The sequence below is a fragment of the Algibacter sp. YIN40 genome (genome assembly GCF_057219435.1).
Genome location: NZ_JBXVVC010000004.1, coordinates 116,449 through 136,578 on the forward strand (window position 1 = coordinate 116,449; position 20,130 = coordinate 136,578).

16 protein-coding genes and 1 tRNA gene are annotated in these 20,130 nt (G+C 33.0%); 14 read left to right on the forward strand and 3 right to left on the reverse strand.

All coding sequences use genetic code 11. From position 1 onward, the window contains the following. Window positions 1-30: 30 nt before the first annotated feature. The 8 genes from AC2D6V_RS13960 to AC2D6V_RS13995 all read left to right on the forward strand — a co-directional run bounded on the left by AC2D6V_RS13960 (window position 31) and on the right by AC2D6V_RS13995 (window position 10,801). Complete coding sequence (locus tag AC2D6V_RS13960) at window positions 31-1,875, forward strand: sigma 54-interacting transcriptional regulator (RefSeq protein WP_484649258.1); 1,845 nt, start codon at window positions 31-33, stop codon at window positions 1,873-1,875. A gap of 262 nt (window positions 1,876-2,137) precedes the next feature. Next, the gene (locus AC2D6V_RS13965) at window positions 2,138-2,815 is read left to right on the forward strand and encodes a CPBP family intramembrane glutamic endopeptidase (protein ID WP_484649262.1); all 678 of its coding nucleotides are present in this window, start codon (window positions 2,138-2,140) and stop codon (window positions 2,813-2,815) included. A gap of 155 nt (window positions 2,816-2,970) precedes the next feature. Further along, window positions 2,971-4,029 carry a proline iminopeptidase-family hydrolase gene (locus AC2D6V_RS13970; protein ID WP_484649266.1) on the forward strand — a complete coding sequence of 353 codons (1,059 nt, stop codon included), beginning with the start codon at window positions 2,971-2,973 and terminating at the stop codon, window positions 4,027-4,029. 296 nt (window positions 4,030-4,325) lie between these two features. After that, window positions 4,326-4,880 (forward strand): OsmC family protein, encoded by a 555-nt coding sequence (locus AC2D6V_RS13975; RefSeq protein ID WP_484649271.1) that lies wholly within the window; start codon window positions 4,326-4,328, stop codon window positions 4,878-4,880. A gap of 68 nt (window positions 4,881-4,948) precedes the next feature. Continuing rightward, the gene (locus tag AC2D6V_RS13980; RefSeq protein WP_484649274.1) at window positions 4,949-8,434 is read left to right on the forward strand and encodes a 4Fe-4S binding protein; all 3,486 of its coding nucleotides are present in this window, start codon (window positions 4,949-4,951) and stop codon (window positions 8,432-8,434) included. Between the two features lie 215 nt (window positions 8,435-8,649). After that, the gene (locus tag AC2D6V_RS13985) at window positions 8,650-9,690 is read left to right on the forward strand and encodes a c-type cytochrome (protein ID WP_484649276.1); all 1,041 of its coding nucleotides are present in this window, start codon (window positions 8,650-8,652) and stop codon (window positions 9,688-9,690) included. A 3-nt stretch (window positions 9,691-9,693) separates the two neighbouring features. Further along, complete coding sequence (locus AC2D6V_RS13990; protein WP_484649281.1) at window positions 9,694-10,371, forward strand: Tat (twin-arginine translocation) pathway signal sequence containing protein; 678 nt, start codon at window positions 9,694-9,696, stop codon at window positions 10,369-10,371. A gap of 16 nt (window positions 10,372-10,387) precedes the next feature. Then, a complete protein-coding gene (locus tag AC2D6V_RS13995; protein ID WP_484649283.1) occupies window positions 10,388-10,801 on the forward strand; it encodes a DsrE family protein in 414 nt (137 codons plus the stop codon). Between the two features lie 109 nt (window positions 10,802-10,910). Here AC2D6V_RS13995 and AC2D6V_RS14000 read toward each other — a convergent pair whose 3' ends face one another. Further along, window positions 10,911-11,753, reverse strand: coding sequence for a universal stress protein (locus AC2D6V_RS14000; protein ID WP_484649285.1), 843 nt, complete (start codon window positions 11,751-11,753; stop codon window positions 10,911-10,913). 176 nt (window positions 11,754-11,929) lie between these two features. Between AC2D6V_RS14000 and AC2D6V_RS14005 the strand changes: the two genes are divergently transcribed. From AC2D6V_RS14005 to AC2D6V_RS14020, 4 genes are all read left to right on the forward strand, one after another. Continuing rightward, on the forward strand, window positions 11,930-12,691 hold the full coding sequence (locus AC2D6V_RS14005; RefSeq protein WP_484649287.1) for a DUF3108 domain-containing protein: 762 nt from the start codon (window positions 11,930-11,932) through the stop codon (window positions 12,689-12,691). A 10-nt stretch (window positions 12,692-12,701) separates the two neighbouring features. Then, window positions 12,702-13,058, forward strand: a complete 357-nt coding sequence (locus tag AC2D6V_RS14010) for an FUSC family protein (protein ID WP_484649290.1) — start codon at window positions 12,702-12,704, stop codon at window positions 13,056-13,058. Window positions 13,059-13,183: 125 nt separating this feature from the next. Further along, complete coding sequence (locus AC2D6V_RS14015; protein ID WP_484649292.1) at window positions 13,184-14,236, forward strand: M28 family peptidase; 1,053 nt, start codon at window positions 13,184-13,186, stop codon at window positions 14,234-14,236. 124 nt (window positions 14,237-14,360) lie between these two features. Next, window positions 14,361-15,374 (forward strand): M28 family metallopeptidase, encoded by a 1,014-nt coding sequence (locus tag AC2D6V_RS14020; RefSeq protein WP_484649294.1) that lies wholly within the window; start codon window positions 14,361-14,363, stop codon window positions 15,372-15,374. Window positions 15,375-15,432: 58 nt separating this feature from the next. On the opposite strand, the gene AC2D6V_RS14025 is transcribed toward AC2D6V_RS14020, so the two are convergent. After that, a tRNA-His gene (locus AC2D6V_RS14025) sits at window positions 15,433-15,508 on the reverse strand. Between the two features lie 91 nt (window positions 15,509-15,599). Then, entirely contained in the window at window positions 15,600-16,322 is a 723-nt protein-coding gene (bshB1, locus tag AC2D6V_RS14030) for a bacillithiol biosynthesis deacetylase BshB1 (RefSeq protein ID WP_484649296.1), read from the reverse strand. 281 nt (window positions 16,323-16,603) lie between these two features. Between bshB1 and AC2D6V_RS14035 the strand changes: the two genes are divergently transcribed. Next, window positions 16,604-18,433 (forward strand): SLC13 family permease, encoded by a 1,830-nt coding sequence (locus AC2D6V_RS14035; protein ID WP_484649298.1) that lies wholly within the window; start codon window positions 16,604-16,606, stop codon window positions 18,431-18,433. A 36-nt stretch (window positions 18,434-18,469) separates the two neighbouring features. Next, window positions 18,470-20,092, forward strand: a complete 1,623-nt coding sequence (pckA, locus tag AC2D6V_RS14040) for a phosphoenolpyruvate carboxykinase (ATP) (RefSeq protein WP_484649300.1) — start codon at window positions 18,470-18,472, stop codon at window positions 20,090-20,092. The last annotated feature ends 38 nt before the right edge of the window (window positions 20,093-20,130 follow it).

Genomic DNA, 20,130 nt, shown 5'->3' on the forward strand with positions numbered 1-20,130 from the left:
AATATATTTAGCCTAATTATAAGTTATTTTATGTCAGATACGAGTTCAAAAACACACATTCAATTTCTTTCTAATACTCCATTTTTTTCTGGCGTTTCGTCAGAATCAATGGAAGAATTGTATAAAAACGCTACCGAGGAATCATACATAAAAGGAGAAACTATTTTTAAAAAAGGAACTCTAGGAGACTCCATGTATGTTATAATTAATGGAAAGGTTAAGGTTTTTGAAAAAGATCATGTTTACGACACACTTACTGTCGGTGATTGCTTTGGCGAATATGCCTTAATAGACAACGAATCGCGTTCAGCATCCATAGCAACACTAGAAACAACGACTGTTTTAAAAATTGAGCGGAAACATTTTTTAGACTTAATGAGTAAAAGCATCCAGTTTTCACAAAGTATTCTGGCCGTTATGATCAAGCGTCATCGTGAATTAGATACCATCCAAGAAAGTTTAGCGTCTTCAAAACAAATTATTGAGGTTGCAAATAGTAAAATGAATGGTTTGATAAATGGTGCTATGGATGCAATTATAATGTTTGATAGTAGTTTTAAAATTGTATTGACCAACGCCTCTGCAAATAAAATTTTAGAAAATAGTGACACCTTGCAACGTAATGTTTTGTTTTTCTTTGATGATGAAAGCGCCAATTTAATTGAAAATATAGTTTCTAGCGAATCAGATAACGGACTAACAAACAAATACCTGCCAAATATTGTAAAAGTAGTTGGATCCAACGACACCGAAACTTTAAATGAAGGGACTATTAGCAAATCTGGAAATGAACAAGAAACATTTTTCACGTTAATTTTAAGAAATATTGAAGAACGATTAATAGCAGAAGACACTATCAATCTTTTAACTAAGCAAACAGAGTACCTAGAAGAAGAAATTAAGGAACTGACGAGTAGTTATGGTATTATTGCTGAAGATGAAAGCATGAAATCTGCAATAAACCTAATTCATCAAGTTGCCAAAACTGATGCAACCGTTTTAATTCATGGTGAAACTGGAACTGGTAAAGAGTTAGTTGCCAGAGCTATTCACAAAGAAAGCAATCGTAACGACAAGCCACTAATTAGAATTAATTGTGGTGCTATTCCTGCTAATTTAATTGAAAGTGAATTATTTGGTCATAAAAAAGGTGCATTCACTGGCGCCACAGCAGATAGAAAAGGGCGCTTTTTACTTGCGGATAAAGGCACTATTTTTTTAGATGAAATTGGCGAAATGCCGATTGAACTCCAACCAAAATTACTTCGTATTATTCAAGAAGGCGAATTCGATCCCGTTGGAAGTTCTGAAACTATTAAAGTAGATGTGCGCATTATAGCAGCGACTCATAGAAATTTATTTGAGTTTTCTAAAGAAGGAAAATTTAGAGAAGATTTATATTACCGTTTAAATGTATTCCCAATTGAAGTCCCTGCGCTTCGCGAAAGAGGTCATGATATTTGTTTAATTGCTCAAGAAATGATTGATCAATTTTCAAAAAAACTGAACAAGCCTATGCTTGCATTGTCAGATTCAGATAAAGCGCTACTAGGAACTTATCATTGGCCTGGAAATGTTAGAGAGCTTCAAAACCTAATAGAACGCGCAGTCATTGTATCTCAAAAAGGTACGATTAATTGGCAGGCTATCATTCCTAATAATTCTAATTCAGTTGAAATTCAAACGGAAACTTCTCAAGATAAAATATTAACATCAAAAGACTTAATTGCTTTAGAAAAAGCGAATATTTTAAAAGCTCTAAGGCAAACTAAGTGGAAAATATCTGGTAAAAATGGCGCCGCAGAATTATTACAATTACCGCCTACTACATTAGCATCAAGAATTAAAGCACTTAACATAGAACGACCGATATAAGCTTACACCTAAAATGTAAGCAATTTGAGAAATAAAAATACTATCCAACATATTTAAGAAAAAATCGAATCGAGTAACTACATCATTACTATAGATTTAAAAAGAAATTGATAATAGTTTCTATATTTTGTAAGAATTCAATTATTTTAGTAAATGGGTTATGCTATCAAAAAAGTATACTTATAACTCTCTTTTGAGATATTATAGGTTATTTAATAATCCTCATAACTAAGTTAGATACAAGCTAAAAAAACCAACAATATTGAATAACATTTTGATAAGTATTCCAAAAGCCATTTTGGCGACTCTACTCTATCTTATTGGAATGGAACTTATTGGTTCTTGGTCTCTTATAGCAGAAGAAATTGGATTCGAAATTAATTCCAAATATTATTTCTTAATTCAAGGAACTTTGCAATTAATCGGAGTCTTGATTTTTATTTATTTTATAAAAAAGCGGACTTTTAAAAATCTGATTAAAAAAACTCATCTCAAGTGGTATTTATTTGCTCTAATACTGGGAATTTCATTTGTATTTATGCAAACTCCATTAAAATGGATTTACAACTTGTTATTCGGAACGGAATACCAAATTGCTTATAGGTTTGATGGCTTACCTAAATTCAAGAATATAAATATTATCTCTGCAATCCTCATGATTCCAATAGGAGAAGAATTATTTTTTAGAGAATATGTACAGAATAATTTACAGAAGAAAACGAATACGATAGCTGCGATTTTATTTGCTTCTCTATTGTTCGCTTCAATTCATTCACCATATATGAATTTGATATTAGAATCATCAAAACAAGATTGGCATTTATTTTATTTGACAGTATTTGGTGGAATAATCTCCGGAATTCTATATTTTAAATCTAAATCAATTGGACCATCTGTTGTCTTTCATATGTTTTGGAATATAATTGTATTCTTAGTCTGAATTGAAAAAAGTCAGTGTACAACAAACAACTGAGTTAAAAAACCAACTTAAAACGTATATAATCCATTGTTAGCACTATCCTACTTACAATAATCCTCGCAGATTCTCTGTTCAATTTTTATTTACTAAATTAGTAACTCACTAAACCACCAGCCATGAAAAACTTATACTTCATTTGCATTGCATTGATTCTATTTAACTGCAACGAACAAGCAAAAAAGGATATAGAAAATAATGTTGACGATTGTATTTCAATAAAAACATACCATGATAATACAGGTCATAACGATCAGGCTACTGGAGGGATTAAAATGATACCTATTAAAACACCGAAAGGCGAGTTTAAGGTTTGGACTAAACGTGTAGGGAATAATCCTAAAATAAAGGTTTTGTTATTACATGGAGGACCAGGAATGACGCATGAGCTATACGAATCTTTCGATGGTTATTTCCCACAAGAAGGTATTGAATATTACTATTACGACCAATTAGGATCTTACTATAGCGACCAACCTAAAGATTTATCACTCTGGGATTTACCGCGTTTTGTGGAAGAAGTTGAGCAAGTTAGAATAGCTCTAGGTTTAAATAAAGATAATTTTTATTTATATGGTCAATCTTGGGGTGGGATTCTTGGGATGGAATATGCTTTAAAATATCAACAACATTTAAAAGGTCTGGTAATTTCTAATATGGTGGCGTCTATACCTGAATACCAAAAATATTCGGATGAAGTATTAGCGCCTCAATTACCAAAAGATGTTTATGATGAAATTATGTCTTATGAAAATGCAGAAGACTATCACAATGAACGTTATTTAGATCTCATTGTACAAAACTACTATACAAAACATATTATAAGAATGTCTCCAGAAAACTGGCCAAACTCTATAAATCGGGCTTTTCAACATGTAAATTCAGACGTCTATGTGACTATGCAGGGACCAAGTGAATTTGGTATTAAAGGGGATGCTACTTTAAAACATTGGGATGTTACAAATCAATTAAAAAACATTTCTGTACCAACACTATCTATCGGGGCACAATACGATACTATGGATCCTAAGCATATGGAATGGATCTCGACTGAAGTTCAGAATGGTCGCTACTTACATTGTCCAAATGGGAGTCACTTATCGCAATATGATGACCAAGAAAACTTCTTTAAAGGTCTTATTAGTTTTATAAAAGATGTCGATAATGGTACTTTTTAAATTATAGCTTTCATTTTATCAAACAGAATTTCCTGCATGCTTGCATCGGGGTTTCCTCTAAAATTGTCATTCTCGTGAAAACGGGAATCTTACATACTCTTTTCTTCTTAACGATTTACGAATTCTCGTAAATAAATTAACGATATTTCGTTTATATACTATTTTTAGTTATTGCTTCAACAATCATATATCATTTTAAATTATTGATTATCAATTAATTAAATGGTTTGGCATGGCAAATGCATTAAACATGCCAAACATTAAAAAAATCAATTAATAATTAAAATTTAGAAAAAATGATTACAACAGCAAATGTAAAAAACGGAGTAAACGTAGACCAGTTAGTAGAAACTATTGGTGCAGTTCAACAAAATCCAGAATTGGCAAAATTCGAATTCAGATCTAAAAACAATTGGATTGATGGCGGACATTGTGTTTCAAGTATCAAAAGCTTTTATGGTGTAGGTGCAGAAGACACTTCTCGTCAAGAAACTTTTACTATGGAATGTAGCCACCCTCAAGTTTTACTAGGGCAAGATGAGGCTCCAACCCCACCAGAAGTAGTATTACATGCTTTAGGCTCTTGCTTAACTGGAGCTATGGTATACCATGCTGCAGCTAATGGAATTGACATTGAAAGTGCAAATTCATCTACAAAAGGAGGCGCAGATTTACATGGTTTTCTTGGTTTAGATCCAGAAATAAGAACCGGATTTGATGGAATTAAAGTTACGCTAAGAGTAAAGTCTGATGCTACTGCAGAACAATTAGAAAATTTAGCAAAATTTTCACCTGTTTTTGATATCATCACAAACCCAACTCCTGTTTCAATTGAAATTGTAAAACAGTAGAATACTCAAAAAAAATGGCTACTGAAAATAAGTAGCCATTTTTTTCAACAAAACTAAAACACCACCAAATGAAAACTTCAAAATATAGCATTCTAACAGCCAACGAAGCCATTGCAAGAATAGCATATAAAACCAATGAGGTTTTTCCAATATACCCTATTACCCCAGCCTCAGAAATGAGCGAACTTGTTGAGCAATATAGCGCAGAAAAAAAACCTAATTGTTTCGGAGATATTCCTTCTGTATTTCAAATGCAAAGCGAAGCAGGTGTTGCAGGTGCCATGCATGGTGCTTTACAAACGGGTTCATTAGCATCGACATTCACAGCATCTCAAGGCTTATTATTGATGCTTCCCAATATGTATAAAATTGCTGGTGAACTCACCCCCAATGTGATTCATGTAGCTACCAGAAGCATCGCTACACATGCCTTATCAATCTTTGGAGATCATAGCGATATTATGGCAGTAAGACAATCTGGATATGCCATGTTGGGTAGCGCATCGGTTCAAGAAGCACAAGATTTTGCTTTAATAACCCAAACAGCATCTTTAGAATCTCAAATTCCTTTTGTTCACTTTTTTGACGGTTTTAGAACGTCGCATGAGTTATCGAAAATTGAAACTGTTTCTGATACAACCATTCAATTCATGATGGATTCAAACACCATCCTTAAACATAAAAATAGAGCTTTAAATCCAAACAAACCTGTTCTTAGAGGAAGCACTCAAGGACCAAATGTCTTTTTTGAAAGTAGAGAAGCAGCTAACCCATTCTATGATAACTGCCCAAAGATTGTACAAAAGCACATGGATTTATTTGCGACTCTAACCGGCAGACAATACAAACTTTTCGACTATATCGGTCACTCAAATGCAGAACAACTAATTATCTCTATGGCTTCGTCTACAGAAACCATAGAAGAAACTATTAATCATTTAAACAAACAAGGAGAGAAATACGGACTCATCAAAGTAAGATTGTTTAGACCTTTTAGTACAAAACATCTAATTGAAGCGTTACCAAAATCAATAAAATCGATAGCTGTTCTAGACAGAACAAAAGAAGCTGGTTCAAGTGGCGAACCTTTATATTTAGATGTGCTTCAATCTATCGTAGAGGCATATCAGAATGATCAATTAAGTGTTTTTCCTAAAACTGTTGGAGGCCGCTATGGCTTATCCTCAAAAGAGTTTACCCCAAATATGGTTCATGCTATATTCAACAACTTGAAATTAGAATCCCCAAAAAACAATTTCACCATTGGTATAAATGACGATGTTAAAAATTTAAGTTTAGATTATTCTGAAAATATAAAACTAGAAAACAACACATATCAAGCTATTTTCTATCAAGATAAAAATAAAACTATTTCTAAGAGTTTCACAAACACTTTAAAACTCATTGGAACTAAAGATAATACCTTTGTCCAAGGGTATACACGACTAGATTACAAAAAATCAAACACAAACGATGTAACACATTTACGCATAAACGATAAACGTATAAAAGCACCCTATTTAATAAAACAAACCGATTTCATAGGTTGCCAAAATGCCTTCTTCGCACAAAACGACAACACAATAAACAATTTAAAACCAGGAGGTACATTGCTGGTTAACACTTCGCAAACGTCTAAAGCATTTTGGCAATCTTTATCTGCTAACAAACAATATCAAATAATAGAAAAAAATATTAATTTATTGATTACGAATTTTGATGAGATTAGAGAAAGTCATGTTTTAAATTTAGGTTCAATTTCTGAACTACATGCCTGTTTCTTGGCCATTAAAGCAGATTTATTTTATAATGAATCTATAATTGATTTAAAAGATTTTATATACAGAGTTGACACCTCATACGGATATCAAAAAGAATCCATTGTATCAGAAATTGATACCGATTTTGATAATACCCTTTTGAGCAAAATGCTTAAAAATAACGAAACCAGTATACCTGTAAGCTTATTACCTGCCGATGGAACTTTCCAAACCAATACTTCTAAATTCAATCCATTACAGATTGGTAAATACATACCCGATTGGGATTCTAATTCATGCACACAATGTGGTGCATGTAGTATGGCGTGTCCCCAAGCTGCTTTAAGAATTAAAGTATACGACGATAAAATTTCAAATGCCGCTCCAATTACATTAAAGCAGATAAACTCTGAAGATTTTGATTTAATGAATTACACCATTCAAATAAATCCAGAACAATGCAATAGCTGTAATAATTGTGTAGATGCTTGTCCTGTGAAGGCTTTAAAAATGATTGATAAAAGTGAAAATATTCAAAAGGAAACAACCAATTGGAATTACTTTAAATCGATTCCAGAATTAGATAGAACAAAAATTGACGTTACAAAAGTAAATCAACAACAATTACAAGAACCTTTATTCAAATATTCAATTGGTGTTGAAGGTTGTAGTGAAGCACCTTATTTAAAGCTAATATCCCAATTGTTTGGTGACAGATTACTAGTCGCCAATGCAACTGGTGCTAGCTCTATTTTTGGAGGTGCTTTACCTACAACTCCTTGGTCTCGAAATGAAAGAGGGCAAGGTCCCGCATGGTCAAATTCATTATTTGAAGACAATGCTGAATTTGGACTAGGCTTTAGAATTTCAATTAATCAACAAGAACAAAAAGCAAAACAGCTTTTAGAATCCTTTTTACCGCAATTAAATTTTGATTTGGTACATGATATTCTAAATAACAAACAAACAACTGAAAATGAAATAAGTAATCAACGATTACATGTTGAAATTCTAAAAAAACAGCTTATAAAAATTCAATCTCCCTTAGCAAATAAATTATTTGGAGTAATCGATAATTTAGTTAAAAAAAGTGTTTGGATAGTTGGTGGTGATGGTTGGGCATACGACATTGGATATGGTGGATTAGACCATGTAATAGCCAGTGGCGAAAATGTAAATATTCTAGTTTTAGATAACGAAGTTTACGACAACACAGGCGCCCAAGCCTCTAAAGCTACGCCTTTTGGAGCACAAACAAAGTTTGCATATAATGGCAAGCAAAAACAAAAGAAAGATTTAGGGCAATTAGCAATGACCTACGATAATGTATATGTTGCCTCGGTTGCTATTGGTGCTAATCAAGCCCAAACCCTTAAAGCTTTTAATGAAGCTGAAAGTTTTGATGGTCCATCTATAATAATTGCCTATTGCCATAGTGATTCTCATGGTATCGACATGAAAAACCCAAGTCAATATTATAAAGCAGCTGTTGATTCTGGACAATGGTTATTATACAGAAACGACCCAAGGCGCGCCGAAAAAAGGCTGAATACGCTTCAGTTAGACTCTAATGTACCTTCAATAAAAATTGAAGACTATTTAAGACTGGAGAAACGTTTCTCAAAATTTTTAGAAAATCATAAAAAGGTATATACTGCTCAAATTTTAAAAACTCAAAAACAAGTTAACAAAAGGTTTGATAATTATTTAAACATAGCTTCTTTTAGACCTATTAGTAGATTGAAATTAATTCAGAATGAAAAAATCCAAAAGCAATTAACTTACAAAAAATGACAAATCGGATAACAAATTGAAATAAAAAGCTACTTTTTTGTACATTGGAGATGATTTTAAAAATATTCTTCTCCAAATCAAGAATAATTTTTTTTGATTCACTCCCTAGAATTAAAGAAGTAGCTCCGAAAACTTAATAGTCTAAATGGCTATCTGGTATAGTTAAACTACACCCTAAATTTGTATAACCTAAAACGGAATTATTTTAATTAATTATGAACAAAGAAGTACCACATTTTTATAAAAAAATCAAAAAACTTGTATTTATATACTTTGGTTCAATTTTAGTAATCGCTTTTTTAACCCTGCTCTGCTGTTTCGATGCAATCCCATTAGATTTATTTAAATCCGAAAACAAGATTCCCAATATATATTACATGAATTATGATGTTCTGACATTACCTGATTCTAAAGACAATGAACTTCTAAAATATGGATTCGAGCTATTTCAAAAAACACCAAAATATATTGGTCGAGACAATGGAAACCCAGACATGGTGTATCAAGATAACAGATTATCTTGTAAAAATTGCCATTTAGGCTCAGGAACACAACCATTTTCTGCCCCACTAATAGGAATCATACAAAGATTTCCACAATTTCGAGGGCGCGAAAATAAAATCGGTACCATAGAAGAACGCATAAATGGCTGCATGGAACGCAGTATGAATGGAAGAGTATTACCTCTAGAAAGTAAAGAAATGAAAGCTATGGTTGCTTATTTAAAATGGTTAAGTCGCTTTGCACCAGAAGATGGAAAAATAAAAGGTAAAGGTTTTTTAAAACTTGAAATACCTAATAGAGCTGTAAACCTTGATAATGGTGAAAAAGTATTTACTCAACATTGCGTTAGTTGCCATGGAATAGATGGACAAGGCAAATTATATGCTGATGGCTATAGTTATGAATACCCACCTCTTTGGGGAGACGACTCATTTAATAATGGCGCTGGAATGACACGGGTTATTACTGCTGCAAAATTTATAAAAGGAAACATGCCTTTTGAACTTGCCACATATGATGCTCCTGTTTTAACCGATGAAGAAGCCTATGATGTTGCAGGATTTATTAATATGCATAATCGACCTCAAAAATCAAACCCTGAAAAGGACTTTCCAGATATAAAGAAAAAACCCGTTTCTACACCTTACCCGCCTTATGCAGATAACTTCCCTATTGAACAACATAAATTAGGACCTTTTCAGCCAATAATGGCATTTTATAAACAAAAATATAATATCACTAAAACCAAGTAAATTATGAAAACAAATGACAGTAATTCAAGACGACAATTTCTAGGAGCAATAGCTCTTGGTGCAACTGCAAGTACTATCTCTGTACTCACAAATCCAATTTACGCAAGTACAAATGCCTTTGACACAAAAGGTATGAAGGCTACAGAAAATTGGTTCGACAAAATTAAAGGCACACATCGTATAGTATATGATGGCTCAACACCACATGCGGGCCTACCTATACTTTGGAATTGGGCATTTTACTTATCGCACAATTCTACAGATTCGCCAGATAGCGACATAACAGCAATGTCTGTTTTACGACATTCTGCTATTCCTCTGGCATTAAATGATGAAACTTGGGCGAAATATAAATTAGGTGAATTTTTCGGAGTAAAAGATCACACAAAAGATTTTGCATTGAGAAATCCATGGCACGAACCACAAGATGGCGATTACCCAATTAATGGCCCAGGTGGCATAAAAGAAATGCAAGGTAGAGGTGCTTTGTTTTGCGTTTGTAACTTAGCCCTACAAGTGTATAGCGGAAAATATGCAGAAAAAAACGGTGGAAACGCCGATGAAATTTACAAAGACTGGGTAGCGGGTATTATTTCAGATATTGAATTAGTACCATCTGGCGTATGGGCCCTTGGAAAAGCGCAAGCAAAAGGTTGTGGGTATATTTTTGCAGGCGAATAATTAAATAATAATGATTATGAAAAAAATTTTCACATTATTAATAGCGAGCCTTATTACTGCGACAACTTTTGCACAAGAAGAGCCGGTTAAAATAGTATTTGACGTTACTAGCAATAATACGAGTGTACATAAATCGACTGTTAGGCATGTAAAAGCAATGTCGGCAGCATATCCCAATTCACAATTTGAAGTTGTTATGTACAGCGGCGCTATGGAAATGGTTTTAAAGGAAAAGTCTGTGGTAGGTGAAGACATTGCAGATCTTATTCAAAAAAACAATGTCGATTTTGTTATTTGTGAAGGCACAATGAAACGTCATAAGGCTGAAGCTTCAGATATTATTGACGGAGTACGAAGCGTTCCCGACGGTATTCTGGAGATTGTAACTAAACAAAAAGAAGGCTGGGGTTATATTAAAGAAGGGCAATAGGTACGTACCATAACTCATTAAAAAAGAATAAAACCTAGTTCCAATCGACTAGGTTTTATTCTTTTTTAGTTTTACGAAAAAACGATTCAAAGTTATATAACACCACAGACTAGTTAGAACTTTGCATAACTAAAAGTGGAATATCAATATTAAAACCAAATGTTTCAACTTCGTGTCTTGTGAACAACCGTTCTAAAAAAGAGTGTTTTTTATTGACAATTGAGAGCATTTTAATATTATTATTAACCAAATAATTATGAACTGCATTGAACAATTCCTTACTATTCGTGTCAATAAATTCGTGATTAGCATTGGCAAAGTAGGTGTTGAAAAACGCCATATTATCAAAAGCATCATAAGCTATATGATTCTGGTCTGCCAAATGCAATATATTTAGTTGTGAATTTCCATTATTTAAAATATCAATCAGCGGCTGAAAATGTTCAACTTTAAATTGCTTTAAGTTGGTAGTTGCAAATACTACAGAATCAATTACATGATATTTGCGACCATCAGGTATGGCTAAAACTGGCTTACTACAGCGCTGCATAACACGTACCGTATTACTTCCAAAAATCATTTTTTCTAAACCAGCGGCACCTTTAGTTCCCATAACTATTAAGTCAATTTCAAACTTTTCGGAAACCTGATTTATAGAATCAATAAAATTATCATAATCAACAAGTGAGTGAAACTCATGATTCTTATTAGCGTATTTCTTTTCTATTTTTGAAATAATATTAGAAATAGATTTTTTTGCTGCATCAACAATGGTATTATATAAAGTAGCTGAAGATGAAACTACCATCATATCGTCTGTTAAAAATGATGATGCTTTTTGAACATTCAGAAAATAAAATTGGCACTCTACATCTTTAAAAAGGTTCATAGCATAGTGTATGGCATTAACCGAGTTCTTAGAAAAATCTGTAGGCAGTAATATCGATTTCATCATATAGTATTTTTCATAAATATAATGCACATTGACTATCAAAAACATGATAATTATCAGCTAAACAAAGGTTTACCAATCGCTAAATCAAAAAATTAGTTTAATTATATAAAGCATCGTATTTTCGGCACAATAAATGCACCCAACTACGTTATACAATAAAATTAATATCTAAAATGCGCATATCTCTTCTTTTAATTTTCCTGATAACTTTTGCTACTCAAGCCCAAAATAATACGATAGGCGCAAATGAAAAGTTGACCTATACAGCTAGTTATAATATGTCTGGTATATTAACTAATATTGCTCAAGTTACTATGCAAACTAGCGAAGTAAAAACATCGAAAGCAACACTACTTAGACTAAAATGTACTGCTGCGACCTACAGTAAATGGGATAACTTTTTTAAGATTAGAGATTTATATGAAAGCTATGTAAACCCAAAAACCTTAACACCCTATTTATACAATAGAGATATAAATGAAGGAAGTTATTATAAAGCTATGAAATACACCTTCAGCCATAAAACAAAAACTGTAAAGTCCGTTCAAACTAAAAAAAACAATAATGTAGAAAAGAAAAATGTCTCTATTGGAACTGGCACAAAAGATGTTGTATCTACTTTGTATAATATAAGATTGTTTGATTATGAGAATATGAGTAACGGGCAGCGTAAATCGTTCACAATTATATTTGACAGAGAAGAAACAAAAGCTAAAATCACATACCTCGGTAAAGAAACTATTAATACAGCTATAGGCAAAAAGGAATGCTACAAATTAGCCATAGGGTCAAGTTCTAATGTGCTACAAGGAAGCAATAATAATTTATTATGGCTTACGGCAGATAAGAATAAAATTCTTGTCTATGCTAAATTTAAAATCTCTGTTGGTAGTGGCGAACTCAAAATAAAATCTGCTTCTGGATTAAAACATTAACACATTAATTATGCAAAAACTATTTACCATATTAGCCATTATAGCTTCCATTTTAGCGATTGTTCTATCTGTATTACCAGTTTCAAATCTGGCTATATTTCCTGTTATTTTTGCGCTAATATCTGGGCTAGCAGCTTTTTACTTTTCTAAAAAAAATGGTCAAGTAAAAAAAATTATTCAATTTACATTTTTACTTACAGCAGTGGCACTGTCTATAACTATATACAAAGCCATTTTTAACACTACAGAAGTAGCTGATACTCAAGAGCTCGTAGAAAAAGAAGAAGAAACAAAAGAAGAAGCTATTGAAGAACTTGAAGGTCTAGATTTAGAGGAGCTTGAATTAGGTGATATAAATTTAGAATAGCAGTCGTTTTTTTACGTTTTTTAATATATTTGCTCATCATTTTTAATGAAACTAGCATAAGAAACTTTTCTTCTCCCCACGGAAATAATTATTAGCTAGTTATATGTGATCATTAATATTTACACATGAAGACCTTTTGTATTCTGTCTGTTTTTGCGCTATTAGGGACCTGCGCCACAGAAAAGTACTCCACAAAAATTGAAAACCTTAAAGACAGTATAGAACTTGTAGATAGTACTAAGGTTATAAAATATGCAAATACAATTACTACTAAAGAATTGAGTACTCACTTGTATAAATTTTCATCAGATGAATTTCAAGGTAGAGAAGTTGGTGAAATAGGGCAAAAATTAGCTGCAAATTTTCTTAAGAATTATTACATTAATGAGGAAATAGCCTCACCCTATGAAGGTTTAAATTATTACCAGATTATACCTAAATCTTTTTTCTTTAAAGATGTAAAAGCTTCGGAGAATGTTTTAGCATTCATAAAAGGTTCTGAAAAGCCTGAAGAAGTAATCATTATTTCTGCCCATTTAGACCATTTAGGTATAAACGAAGATGGAAAAGTAAATCATGGTGCAGATGATGATGGATCGGGCACAGTAGCCATCATGGAGATAGCTCAAGCATTTAATCAAGCCAAAAAAGACGGTTTTGGTCCAAAAAGAAGTATCTTATTTCTTCATTTAACGGCTGAAGAAATTGGGAAAATGGGATCGGAATTTTACACACAACATCCTGTTTTTCCTATTAAAAATACAATTGCAAACCTCAATATTGATATGATTGGGCGCGTTGACGAAATTCATAAAAACAGTGAAAACTATATTTATCTTATAGGCTCAAATAGGCTAAGTAAAGAGCTACACTATATTTCGGAAGAAGTAAATAATACTTACTATAATATTGATATAGATTATCGCTATAATTCTGAGCGCGATAGAAATCAATATTACTCACGATCAGATCATTATAATTTTGCGAAACATGGTATTCCTGTTATTTTTTATTTTAACGGTGAGCATGAAGATTATCATAAAAGCACAGATACCCCAGACAAAATAAATTACGCACTATTACAAAAAAGAGCCAGACTTATTTTTGCAACTGCGTGGCAAATAGCGAATCAACCTAATAGATTAGCCACAGATAAGGAGAATGTTTTGTTAAAATAGACTCTCAGACTTAAAGATAGTTCGTGTTTTTGTATTATAAACAAATAAATCGTGAGTATTAGATTGACAATACTTAATTGATATATGATTTATTATATTTGATTTTAAAAACAAATAGTATCCAATGAAAAAAATAGCTTTAATATTATGCACATCATTGCTTGTAATATCGTGCAGTTCTTCACAGAACAATAAATCTTCAAAAAATGCTAAAGGTGTTACTGATTTTGCTAAGACTATTACCGGAGACGAACTAAAAACAATGCTTTTTACTTATGCCTCAAACGAATTTGAAGGCAGAAAAACAGGCGAACCTGGACAAAAAAAAGCAGTTGAATTCATAAAGACTCAATACATTAAAATGGGCGTACCTTCACCATTAGGAGAAGACGACTATTTTCAAGAAATACCTGCTTCATACTTCAACAAAAGCAATATTAAAGATTCTGAAAATGTTTTGGCTTACATAAAAGGTTCTGAAAAACCAGATGAAGTTATTATTATTTCGTCTCACTTAGATCATATAGGAATCTCAGGTAATGGAGACATTAATAACGGTGCAGATGACGATGGCTCTGGAACAGTAGCTATGATTGAAATTGCTGAAGCTTTTAAAGAAGCAAAAAACAAGGGCAATGGACCAAAACGTTCTATTTTATTCTTGCATGTTACTGGTGAAGAAATCGGGCTTTTTGGCTCAAGATATTACGCCGATGTTGATCCAATTTTTCCTTTAAAAAGTACAGTTGCCAATCTCAACATAGATATGATTGGTCGCATCGACCCAAAACATGAAGGCAAAGACAATTATTTATATTTAATCGGTTCGGATAAATTAAGTAAAGAATTACATGACGTATCTGAGGCGGTTAATAAAAAGTACTTTAATATGGAGTTCGATTATACCTATAATGACGATAACGATCCAAACCGTTTCTATTATCGCTCAGACCATTACAACTTTGCAAAAAACAATATTCCTGTTATCTTTTATTTTAATGGGACACATGATGACTATCACAGACCCAGTGATACACCAGATAAAATAAATTATAATTTTTTGGAAACTCGAACAAGATTAATTTTTCATACAACATGGGAGTTGGCTAATCGTGATGAACGTGTGAAACTAGATTAAATAAAATTTACGAATAACAAAAAAAGCCTTTCAATTTCTTGAAAGGCTTTTGCTTTTTGGGTGGAAGACCGGATTCGAACCGGCGACCCTTGGTACCACAAACCAATGCTCTAACCAACTGAGCTACAACCACCGTGTAACTGCATTTTTCAATGCGTGTGCAAATGTAATTTATTTCAATCTTATCTACAAAGACTTTTTTAATATTTTATCTGGAATATGCAACTACTTTAAATGAAATAAGCTATCCACAGCTACTAATCGTTCTACAGTAAAACCTTCACCATATTCAACGCCAACTAAGCGTCCCAAGTCAATCGCTCGATACATAACACTATCGGCAAAATTTTTACTTGATATGGGTGTTTCTGGCTCATTACTATTCGCGTCATAAAATTGCGTTTTATATGCAAAAACAGCTTCTAACTTTTTATCCATAAATCCTGAAACATCGACAATTAAATCTGGTGTCAAATTTTTCCATTGTATATAGTGGTATACTTGCTTTGGCCTCCAAGGATCTTGCCAATCATCTTCATCTTCTATTTTTGTATTAATCTTTACTAAGCCACTTAAAAAACAAGCATCACTAACTAGCTTACTACCTTTCCCATGATCTATATGTCTATCATCCACCGCATTACAAATAACAAATTCTGGCTTGTATTTACGAATCATTTTTATAATCTCTAATTGATGTTTTTTATCATTCACAAAAAAGCCATCGGCAAACTCCATATTTGTGCGCATTTTAACACCTAAGATTTTGCCCGCATTAAAAGATTCTTGATCTCTAGTTTCGGCGGTACCCCTAGTACCTAATTCACCTCTAGTTAAATCAATAATACCAACTTTTTTACCATTGGATATCTCTTTTGCTATTGTTGCTCCACAACCTAATTCAACATCATCTGGATGCGCACCTATTGCTAATATGTCTAATTTCATATAAAAAGTTCTTTTTTTTGTAATTTTTATAAGTGATAAAGGTAAATTATTTAATAAACTTTTCGAATTCCTTAAAACACACTATTACGAAATCGTATTCGTAAATACTTTTATCACTAATTAACTCTTAAATATAACAATAATCCAAAAATGCTATGCTACTCAAAAGCATGACATTCGTCATACTTATTGACGTCAATCCAATCTAATTTTACACTATATTTATTAAATGCCATATAACGGTTAAAGCTAATAAACTAATTTAAGATATGATCTATTTAATGCTTCTCATATTAATTATTACCATTGGTCTCTTTGTTTGGGGAAAGTTTACACCAGATATGGTAGCACTAATCTCTATGATTAGTTTATTTTTAACTGGAATTTTAGACGTTAATGAAACTTTGAGTGGTTTTAGTAACCCAACTGTTGTAATGATTGCTGCTCTTTTTATAATTGGTGAAGGTATTGCTCAAACAGGTTGGACAGCAATGGCGGGTAAAAAGTTTGTAGAATGGGCAGGTAAAAGTGTTCCTAAACTCTTAGTAATTGTAACACTAGGTGCTGGTGTACTTTCTGGTTTTGTTAGTAATACAGGAACCGTAGCTACTTTAATGCCTTTAACCATTTCTTCTGCTTGGAGCATAGGTACCTTACCATCTAAAATGCTCATGCCAGTAGCTTTTGGTTCTAATACTGGTGGCCTTTTAACATTAACAGGGACACCTCCCAATATTATTGCTAGTAACGCACTTGTTGAAGCCGGCTTTGAAGGATTTTCATTCTTCGAATTTGCATTAATTGGCTTGCCTCTATTAATCATTGCATTGGTTTACTTTAGATATGTTGGCCATAAGCTATTACCAAAAAACAAAACAAATAACAAGCCTGTTAATATTGAATCTACATTACACAATTGGATTGAAGCCTATAAAATTGATAGTGGTTATTACCGATTACGTGTTAGATCAATTTCACCTTTGTTAAACACCAAAATAGAAGCATGGCAATTTGAAAAAAATTACAACGTCTCAATTATTCGAATTAGAAGAAGGCATCCAAACCTATTGAAAAAAATACCAACTTTTATTGAGTTTCCAGATCCTAGTACGGAATTTCTTTACCATGATATAATTACAGTAAAAGGAGAAACGGAAGCTATAAACAGAATGATGATTACGTTTAGATTAGGACTTTTACCTCTCGAACCAATTACAGACGAGTTGAAGCATAACCTTATAAATCAAGAGGTTGGAATGACTGAGGTTATTGTAAACCCAAACTCTATTCTTGTTGGTCGAAAATACAAACTAGGAGACTACTTTAAACGATTCGGTATTCAATTGCTAGCGGCTTCAAGAAATAAAAAACCGATACTAGAAAAAGAAATTGTTATAAAGGCTGGAGATGCCTTTTTAATAAGAGGTACTTGGGAGCATATTGAAGATTTGAAAAAGCAACATGAAAACTTAGTTATTATTGGAAGTCCTGAAGGAATGGCTAAAAACGTTGAAAATTTAAGCCCGAAATCATTTATTGCCTTAGGAGCATTGGTACTTATGATAATTTTCATGGTATTCAAAATAGTGCCGGGGTCGATTGCAGCTTTAATTTCTGCTGGAATTATTCTATTAACAGGATGTGTCCCAATTAGTAAAGCGTATAAAGGAATTAGTTGGACAAGCGTGGTCATGATTGCGGCTATGATACCAATGGGTATCGCCTTGCAGAAAACAGGAACCGCTCAATTAATTGCCAACGGACTTGTAGATTATTTGGGAAGTATTCATCCTGTTGTATTGTTAGGTGGCGTGTTCTTGCTAACTACAACTTTTAGTCAAGTAATAAACAATTCAGCTACAGCTGTACTTATGGCACCCATAGCCATTCTTGCAGCCAACTCATTAAACCTTTCGCCAGAACCGTTTATGATTGTAGTTGCTATTAGCGCCTCAACAGCCTTCTTAACGCCTATTGGCACAACAACCAATGCCATGGTTATGACAGCTGGCGGTTACAAATTTATGAATTACTTAAAAGTGGGAGCACCACTCCTACTTCTATTTCTAATTACATCATTAATACTCGTGCCAATAATATGGCCTTTTTAAAATAAATATAATAGGAACCTTTTAAATTAAATCAAAATGGAAACAACAACAAAACATCCCGACTTGAACCAATACGGTATTAAAGACGTTAAAGTAAATTGGAATTTATCGCCAAAGGAGCTTCAACAAATTACCGTTGACAAAGGAATGGGGAAAGAAACAGCAAATGGAACACTTGCCATAAACACTGGTAAATTTACAGGACGTTCCCCTCAAGATCGTTTTTTAGTAAAAGATGCATACACAGCAGATAAAGTTTGGTGGGGTAAAACAAATAAACCTATTTCACCTGAAAACTTTGACAAGCTTAAAAATGAAATCACTAAATACCTTTCTGGAAAAGAAATCTATGCTAGAGATGGCTATGTTTGTGCAGAACCTGAATACAGAACAAATATTAGAACAGTAACTGAATTACCATGGTCTAATTTATTTGTTTATAACATGTTTTTAAGACCAAGCGAAAAAGAACTTGAAAACTTTAAAGAAGATTGGCTAATTCTTTGTGCTCCTGGTTATGAATGTCAAAACCCTAAAGATTATGGAATAAGACAGGGTAACTTCTCTATTTTAAATTTTACTCAAAAAATTGCATTAGTTGGTGGTTCGGCATACGCAGGTGAGATGAAAAAAGGCATTTTTTCTGCATTAAATTTAATTTTACCTGTTGAAAAAGATGTATTACCAATGCACTGTTCAGCAAACGTTGGAAAATTTGGAGACACCGCTATTTTCTTTGGATTGTCTGGCACAGGTAAAACTACTTTATCTGCCGATCCAGAAAGAAAACTAATTGGAGACGACGAGCATGGTTGGACTGCAGACAACACTATCTTTAACTTTGAAGGCGGTTGTTATGCAAAAGTAATTGACCTAACGGAAGAAAAAGAACCAGATATCTTTAGAGCTGTAAGGCCAGGTGCCATGTTAGAAAACATCGTTTTTAAAGACAATGGAGAACCTGATTATGAAGATAGTAGTATTACACAAAACACCCGTGTGAGTTATCCTATTTATCATATAGATAATATTCAAGAGACTTTATACGCAAAAAATCCTAAGAATATTTTCTTCTTAACCTGTGATGCTTTTGGTGTATTACCTCCAGTATCTAAATTGACACCCGGTCAAGCAGCTTACCACTTTATCTCTGGTTATACTGCAAAAGTAGCTGGGACAGAAGCTGGAATTACAGAACCAGTACCTTCATTCTCTGCTTGTTTTGGAGAACCATTTATGCCTTTACACCCAACTGTATATGGCGAAATGCTAAGTAAAAAAATGAAAGAAGCTGGTGTAAATGTTTGGTTAATTAACACAGGATGGAGCGCAGGACCTTACGGTGTGGGATCTCGTATAAAATTAAAATATACTAGAGCTATGATTACTGCAATTCTTAATGGTGATTTAGAGAATGTTGATTACGAACAAAACTTTATTTTCGGATTATTTATGCCGAAATACTGCCCTGGTGTACCAACAGAAATTTTAGATCCAATGAATACTTGGTTGCAAAAAGGTGCTTATGTGGGTAAAGCTATTCAACTAGCACACTCATTCCACTTAAACTTTGAAAAATTTGCACACCAAGCATCCGAACAAATTATTGAAGGTGGACCACTAATTGATGAACACCATCACTTACATGAACACTTTTAATAGGTTCTTATTTAACCTTAAAAGGAGCTCTAGTAGAG

Coding starts and splice junctions, on each gene's coding strand:
- pckA (WP_484649300.1), top strand. CDS start 18,470: ATGGAAACAACAACAAAACATCCCGACTTGAACCAATACGGTATTAAA.
- AC2D6V_RS14010 (WP_484649290.1), top strand. CDS start 12,702: ATGCAAAAACTATTTACCATATTAGCCATTATAGCTTCCATTTTAGCG.
- AC2D6V_RS14000 (WP_484649285.1), bottom strand. CDS start 11,753: ATGAAATCGATATTACTGCCTACAGATTTTTCTAAGAACTCGGTTAAT.
- AC2D6V_RS13980 (WP_484649274.1), top strand. CDS start 4,949: ATGAAAACTTCAAAATATAGCATTCTAACAGCCAACGAAGCCATTGCA.
- AC2D6V_RS14015 (WP_484649292.1), top strand. CDS start 13,184: ATGAAGACCTTTTGTATTCTGTCTGTTTTTGCGCTATTAGGGACCTGC.
- AC2D6V_RS13975 (WP_484649271.1), top strand. CDS start 4,326: ATGATTACAACAGCAAATGTAAAAAACGGAGTAAACGTAGACCAGTTA.
- bshB1 (WP_484649296.1), bottom strand. CDS start 16,322: ATGAAATTAGACATATTAGCAATAGGTGCGCATCCAGATGATGTTGAA.
- AC2D6V_RS14035 (WP_484649298.1), top strand. CDS start 16,604: ATGCTTCTCATATTAATTATTACCATTGGTCTCTTTGTTTGGGGAAAG.
- AC2D6V_RS13995 (WP_484649283.1), top strand. CDS start 10,388: ATGAAAAAAATTTTCACATTATTAATAGCGAGCCTTATTACTGCGACA.
- AC2D6V_RS14020 (WP_484649294.1), top strand. CDS start 14,361: ATGAAAAAAATAGCTTTAATATTATGCACATCATTGCTTGTAATATCG.
- AC2D6V_RS13985 (WP_484649276.1), top strand. CDS start 8,650: ATGAACAAAGAAGTACCACATTTTTATAAAAAAATCAAAAAACTTGTA.
- AC2D6V_RS13960 (WP_484649258.1), top strand. CDS start 31: ATGTCAGATACGAGTTCAAAAACACACATTCAATTTCTTTCTAATACT.
- AC2D6V_RS13990 (WP_484649281.1), top strand. CDS start 9,694: ATGAAAACAAATGACAGTAATTCAAGACGACAATTTCTAGGAGCAATA.
- AC2D6V_RS13970 (WP_484649266.1), top strand. CDS start 2,971: ATGAAAAACTTATACTTCATTTGCATTGCATTGATTCTATTTAACTGC.
- AC2D6V_RS14005 (WP_484649287.1), top strand. CDS start 11,930: ATGCGCATATCTCTTCTTTTAATTTTCCTGATAACTTTTGCTACTCAA.